The sequence below is a fragment of the Brevibacterium otitidis genome (genome assembly GCF_042429315.1).
GTDB lineage: Bacteria > Actinomycetota > Actinomycetes > Actinomycetales > Brevibacteriaceae > Brevibacterium > Brevibacterium otitidis.
Genome location: NZ_JBHMAU010000114.1, coordinates 1 through 6,163, shown reverse-complemented (window position 1 = coordinate 6,163; position 6,163 = coordinate 1). Strand labels below are relative to the sequence as shown.

Below are 6,163 nucleotides of genomic sequence, written 5' to 3'. Positions count from 1 at the left end.
CCCCAACCACCCGATTAGTCAGGAATTCCAGCACTTCACAACCCAAACCCGCAGGTCACAGTGTCAATATGATATCCATCACACCAATTTGAGCCAAGTCAGGTCGTACTGTCCCACCTGCACTTCGATCACGCGGCGAACGCCAAGATGTTCAACCCGGCCAAGACGAAGATCCTCACCTCGCAGGCTGAGCTTGACGGCGTCGCACAGATCACCGGCGAATTCCAGGGTGCGCACCTCGTCAGTGATTACGAGGGTCTCGAGATCGGCGGCATTGCCGGCGACGATGAGCTCGTGCCCGGGGTCAGTGTTATTCAGACACCCGGCCACACCTGGGGCACGATGTCCCTGCGCGTTGACCTGCCCAACGAGGGAACCAAGATCTTCACCTCGGACGCGGTCTACCTCGAAGAGTCATACGGCCCACCGGCGATTGGCGCAGCCATCGTGTGGAACAACCTCGAATGGCTCGCGTCTGTCGAGAAGCTGCGCCGGATCGAACAGGAGACCGGCGCGCAGATGATCTTCGGCCATGACGAAGAGCAGAAGAAGACCCTGAAGTTCGGACCGAACGAGTACTACACATGATCCTCTACGACTACCGATGCGACTCCGGCCACCTGTTCGAAGCCGCCGTCAAAGCGATGACCTCCCCCGCCCCGGACTGCCCCGACTGCGGGGCCGCAGCGGGGCGGGTGCTCACCCGCGTGCGCCTGAGCGGCCAGGCTTCTGCCGGACGCTCGCGTGACGAGATGCCCAAGAGCTGGACGGGCATGGGCGGCGGCCACCCGGATGCGGTCAAGCACTGGCGGACTGCGATGAGCAAACGGGAGAAGCTCGAAGAGAAGTACCCCGAACTCGGCGGCGACCGCCGTCCGATATTAGCCCACGAGGGCATCTTCCGCGACCGTCCCCTGCGCGCCGGTGACGACATCGCCACCTCGGTGTCCTCGGCCCTGGAGGCGGAGAAGGCCACGGCCAGCTCACACAAGGGCCATTCACACGAGCCGGTGTGGCGGAAGGCGAACTGAGAGACCAGCACGAGGACACCGGCCCGACGCCGGTGAGACAGTCGTGACTGAAACAAGGAGATTCATGAAGCAGGTACCTGCCTTCATCGCTGGGGAGCGCGTCCACGGCACGGCGCACTACGACAACATCAATCCGGCTGACAGCAGCGTCATCGCCACGGTGATCCGCAGCGGTCAGGCCGAGGTCGACGCCGCGGTGGCAGCCGGACGCAAGGCCCAGCCGGACTGGGCGGCCTCCTCCACGGAAAAGCGCGCGGATGTGATGGAGGCCTTCGCACACATCATCCGCGAACACATCGACGAACTCGCACAGCTCGACTGCGAAGACACCGGCAAGCCGCTGTCGCAGGCACGCACCGACGCGGTTGTTACCGCACGCTACTTCGGCTTCTACGGCCGAGCGATCGAGTCCTACTACGGCCTGCATCTGCCGGTCGACCCGATCTTCCACGCCTACACGCGGCGCGAACCGCTGGGCGTGTGCGGGTCGGTTGTGGCGTGGAACTACCCGCTGCAGCTCTTCGGACGGGCCGTTGCACCAGCGGTGGTGACAGGCAACAGCGTGGTTCTCAAGCCCGCCGATGAGACCCCGCGAAGTGCCGTCCGACTGGCCGAGCTGGCAATCGACGCCGGCTTACCACCCGGGGTCATCAACGTCGTGCCCGGCATCGGAACTGAAGCCGGTGCGGCACTGGCAGCACATCCGGGGATCGAACCCGGTCGGGATCTCGATCGCCGAATCAGCGGCGAAGAACGTTGTGCCGACCGTGCTCGAACTCGGCGGCAAAAGTCCACACATCGTCTTCGCCGACGCTGACCTGGACAAGGCGGCGACCTTCATCACGAAGGGCATCCTGCAGAACGCCGGGCAGACCTGCTCTGCCGGCTCGCGGCTGCTCGTCGAAGAATCGGCCTCCGAGGACCTGCTCGAACGTCTCAAGGCGAACTTCGAAAAGGTCACGATCGGTCCCGGCGCAGACGACCCCGACCTTGGGCCCCTCGTCTCAGCCAAGCAGCAGGTGCGGGTCTCAGGAATGGTCGAACGCGCTTCGGGAACGGTCATCATCGGCGGCAAGGTGCCAGACGATGCTGGCGACGGGGCGTACTACTCTCCGACGATCATCACCGATGTCGAGGTCGACACCGAGATCTTCCAGCAGGAGGTCTTCGGTCCGGTGATCGTCACACGGACCTTCGCTGACGAAGCCGAGGCGGTCGAGCTGGCCAACGCCACCGATTACGCGCTGATGGCTGCGGTGTGGACGCGTGACGTCTCGCGCGCTCACCGGCTCGCCGCGCAGGTGCGCTCCGGACAGGTGTACGTCAACGCCTTCGGCGCCGGCGGCGGTGTAGAGTATCCGTTCGGCGGCTTTGGAAAATCCGGTTACGGTCGCGAGAAGGGCTACGAAGCCCTCGATTCATACACTGCTACGAAGACAGTCATCGTCAGCATCTGAGCCGCATGACGGCGTGAGGAACGGAAGGCAGGTGTCGGCATGGAGCCGGGGACCACTGCCGAGTTGCCGCGCGCGGTGAGTTTCCGAACCTCACGCCGTTACGGTTCCCGCAGCGCGACTATCGCAGCTGACCTTGGAGAGCACATCGTCGCCGGGCGGCTGAAGCCCGGCACGATTCTGCGAGTCGACACCCTTGCAAGCGAGTACGAGGTGTCTCCGATCCCCGTACGGGAGGCGCTACACACCCTGGTTGCTGAAGGCCTGGTGACGAAGGCAGGCGGTAGCGGATACACGGTAGCGCAGCTGAGTGCAGCTGACATCTCCGACGTGTTTCTGGTGGCCGCTTTCGTCGCCGGCGAGCTGGCGGCACGGGCGGCAGTCGAGCTCAGTGATGAGGACCTGGCCGAGCTGCGGGCGATCCATCACGAGACGATGGCTCTCATCCACCGCAACGACCTAGCACGCCTCGATGAGAAGAGCCGCGCCTTCCACTCGCTCGTCAATTCCGCTTCCGAGTCGCCGAAGCTGCGGTGGCTCGCCCGGATCACCACGCGCTATATCCCTCGCTCGCTGTTCCCTGAGATCCCGGGTTGGACCGAGCTGACCGCCCAGGGGCAGACGAACATCCTCGAAGCCCTTGAATCCCGGGAGCCCGAAGCTGCGCGCATCGCCGCTGCTGGAGTGCTGACCCGCGCCGGTGAAGCGCTGTCGGCCGACGTTGCTGCGCGTTCGGTCGAGGCGTAGCTGGGGCTGATTTGGAATGCTCGTTAGGCGCGGACTAAGCCTCCGCGGGAAAGAACGTGACGCACCGAGTTCTGCGGTTCCGCCAGCACAGCGATGTCATCGAGCGGATTGGCGTTCAAGAGGACAATATCGGCCTGAGCGCCTTCGCGGATGATCCCGAGTTCGCCTTCCTGATTCAGCAGGCGAGCGGCCACTGTTGTCGCGGAACGCAGGACGGCACCAGCGGACTGGACTTGCGAACGGATCTCGAACTCTTTGCTCTGCCATTTCCACATGTCACCCAGCAGGTCAGAGCCGTAGGCGATGTTGACCCCGCCCTGATCCGCGGCTTCGAGTGCCTTCAGGCCCGCGTATAGCACACTGTCGACCTTGTCAGCGCTTGCCCGCGGCAGTCCGTGTCGGACTCCTTCGGCCTTCAACCGTTCGTAAGTCACCAGAGTCGGCACGAGGAACGCGTCGTTCTCAGTGAAGAGTCTGATGCTCTCGTCATCGAGAAGGTTGCCGTGCTCGATAGAGCGGACCCCGAGCTTCAGCCCACGGTTGATCGCGCGGGCAGTGTAGGCATGTCCGAGAACGTAGCGGTTTGAAGCGGCTGCCTCCTCGACAGCGGCCCGGATCTCCTCATCAGAGAACTGTGTAGAGTCGATTCGGTCGGTTGGCGAAGCGACACCACCGGAGAGCATGATCTTGATGTGGTCCGCACCTGTCCGCAACTGCATGCGAGCGGCCTTGCGGACTTCATCGACGCCGTCGCACACCGTCCCAATGTGCGGGCAGCACTGGTGCTGGTCGACGATGGACGTCCCCGGTCCGCGCATATCGGCATGGCCGCCGGTTTGAGACAGAGCCTTCCCGCCGAAGAACAGCCGAGGTGCAAGGAATAGCTGCTCTGCAGCTGCCCTGGCCAGCCCGAAGTCCGCACCTCCGGCATCCCGGAGCGTTGTGAAACCGCGTCGGAGAGCACCTTGCATCGTGTTGATGGCCGACGCGGTCAGGTATGCAGGCGACTCATCGCCCAAGCGTCCTAGGTCTGCAGTATTGGCCAGAACGTGAACGTGACAGTCGATGAGACCGGGTATCGCAATGGCTCCTCCGGCATCGATAGAGGAGTCGGATTCGTCGATTGCCGCACTGATGCTCGAGATCCGATCACCGCTGATCTGGATAGACTGCGGTTCAGACACGGTTTCGGTGACTGGATCGAGGATCCGCACGTTGGTGATAGCAGTGATTGATTCATCTAGGTGCATCCGGTCTCTCCTGCCGACAGATAAACGGTGGTTTCTGTGTCTGGAACAAACGTAACTCGCTGCAAAGGTGTTTGCAATACGATGGCTGATGGCACCGTGCCTTGGATAGAGAAGCTCATTGGAGACCGGACTCCCTCTCCGGCGATTGCGCGTGTGCTCGGTGTCATCTCGTCTGAACCTGAGACTGCCGCGTTCGCGACTGCGCAGCAGGTCGCGACGATGGCTGGGGTCAATGTTGCTTCAGCGACGCGCTGTGCTCAGTACCTGGGTTATCGCGGTTGGCCGGACTTCGTGACAGACCTGCGTGGCCACTATCTCGCTACCCTCACTGCTGATCGCATTATGGGCCAGAGTGAAGCTGCTTTTGATCGCACAGTGAGTTCTTCGATCGCCGAAGACATTCGGATGCTTGAGCTGCTGCTGGACGCGGTCGACGAAGACGAGATGGTTGCGGCCGCTCGGATGATCGCCTCGGCTCGCAGTACGGCGGTCCTGGCGACCGGTTACTGTTCCGGTCCTGGCGGTGTGCTGGCGCATGGTGCGCAGCTTTTCGGGTTCAATGTCGAGCAATATGCCGGGTCAGCTACGGCGCAGATCAATGCCGCCAGGCGGCTCGGAGAAGACGATGTGCTCGTGGTCTTCAACGTGTGGAAGACAACCGACGTCATCAATCAGCTGGCACTGGAGGCCGCCTCTCGAGGTGTGCCTCTGCTCGTCATCGCCGATCGGTCGACTGCTGTGACTGAAGTCGCCGACCACTCCATTCTCGTGTCGAGCGGAAGTCCTCGGTACCTTCCGTCGATGACGGGGGTGTTCTCTGTTGTGCAGGCAGTGCTCAAGCTCATCGCCACTGAACATCGCGAGAACGTCGAGAAGAGCCTGCGTCGTGTCGATCAGCTTTGGCATGGGCTTGGCGTCGTGAAGGACGACCCGACCGCGTTGGACGTATCTGCGATTCTCGACTGACGCTCAGAGCAGTCTGCAAAATGTGTTGCACCGCGGTGTTATTCGTGTAACTATTCACGCATGCTTATCCGCCGAACTGAGGAGGATCCGTGTCCGTGGTGAACATCAGCGTCCTGGTCGGTTACCTGCTGCTCATGGTTCTCGTTGCCGCATGGTTCTCTCGAAAATCGGCGATGAAGGACGGCGAAGACTTCATGCTGGCCGGGCAGTCTCTGCCACCGTGGGTGCTCGCCGGCACCCTGCTCGCAACCTTCGTCGGCTCCGGCTCGATCATCGGCGGAGCCAACTTCGTCTTCACCAATGGGCCGCTGCCGGGCATCTTCTTCTTCCTGGGCACCTTCGTCGGAATCATTGCGCTGTCGCTGATGGCGAAGAAGGTGCGAGAGAACTCCTTCCACACCGTTCCTGAGCTTCTGCGCGCCAGGTTCGGACAGACCACGAGCATCATCGGCACCATCGTCGTTCTCGTCGCGTTCATCGGCATCGCCGCCTACCAGTTCACCGGTGCCGGTTACATCTTCAGCCTCATCACACCGCTGTCCGAGTTGCAGGGCACACTCATCGCGGTTGTCGTCATCACCTTCCTGTCGCTGTCAGGCGGGCTGAAATCTGGCTCTACTGACTGATCCGTGGGTGGTTGAGCGTGCCTGAGACGTGAGCACGCCGTCCTCCGCGTAGGTTTCTGAACAGTCACGAAACAGGAACCAGGGAATGG

Annotated in this window: 5 protein-coding genes and 2 pseudogenes; 6 read left to right on the top strand and 1 reads right to left on the bottom strand. The window is 62.3% G+C overall.

The genetic code is table 11. From position 1 onward, the window contains the following. Positions 1-99: 99 nt before the first annotated feature. The 4 genes and pseudogenes from ACFFN1_RS13940 to ACFFN1_RS13925 form a co-directional block, all read left to right on the top strand. Positions 100-588: pseudogene (locus tag ACFFN1_RS13940) on the top strand (MBL fold metallo-hydrolase); the annotation flags it as partial. Continuing rightward, complete coding sequence (locus tag ACFFN1_RS13935; protein ID WP_376841441.1) at positions 585-1,031, top strand: FmdB family zinc ribbon protein; 447 nt, start codon at positions 585-587, stop codon at positions 1,029-1,031. The pseudogene ACFFN1_RS13940 and the gene ACFFN1_RS13935, both read left to right, overlap by 4 nt. 64 nt (positions 1,032-1,095) lie before the next feature. Next, positions 1,096-2,488: pseudogene (locus ACFFN1_RS13930) on the top strand (aldehyde dehydrogenase family protein). Between the two features lie 75 nt (positions 2,489-2,563). Further along, a complete protein-coding gene (locus tag ACFFN1_RS13925) occupies positions 2,564-3,232 on the top strand; it encodes a GntR family transcriptional regulator (RefSeq protein WP_376841440.1) in 669 nt (222 codons plus the stop codon). Positions 3,233-3,255: 23 nt separating this feature from the next. On the opposite strand, the gene ACFFN1_RS13920 is transcribed toward ACFFN1_RS13925, so the two are convergent. Beyond that, the gene (locus ACFFN1_RS13920) at positions 3,256-4,482 is read right to left on the bottom strand and encodes a metal-dependent hydrolase family protein (RefSeq protein WP_376841439.1); all 1,227 of its coding nucleotides are present in this window, start codon (positions 4,480-4,482) and stop codon (positions 3,256-3,258) included. Positions 4,483-4,563: 81 nt separating this feature from the next. On the opposite strand from ACFFN1_RS13920, the gene ACFFN1_RS13915 reads away from it, so the two are divergent. Both ACFFN1_RS13915 and ACFFN1_RS13910 read left to right on the top strand, forming a co-directional pair. Beyond that, the gene (locus ACFFN1_RS13915; RefSeq protein WP_376841438.1) at positions 4,564-5,448 is read left to right on the top strand and encodes a MurR/RpiR family transcriptional regulator; all 885 of its coding nucleotides are present in this window, start codon (positions 4,564-4,566) and stop codon (positions 5,446-5,448) included. A gap of 89 nt (positions 5,449-5,537) precedes the next feature. Further along, a complete protein-coding gene (locus ACFFN1_RS13910) occupies positions 5,538-6,074 on the top strand; it encodes a sodium:solute symporter family transporter (protein WP_376841437.1) in 537 nt (178 codons plus the stop codon). The last annotated feature ends 89 nt before the right edge of the window (positions 6,075-6,163 follow it).

Coding starts and splice junctions, on each gene's coding strand:
- ACFFN1_RS13935 (WP_376841441.1), top strand. CDS start 585: ATGATCCTCTACGACTACCGATGCGACTCCGGCCACCTGTTCGAAGCC.
- ACFFN1_RS13920 (WP_376841439.1), bottom strand. CDS start 4,482: ATGCACCTAGATGAATCAATCACTGCTATCACCAACGTGCGGATCCTC.
- ACFFN1_RS13915 (WP_376841438.1), top strand. CDS start 4,564: ATGGCTGATGGCACCGTGCCTTGGATAGAGAAGCTCATTGGAGACCGG.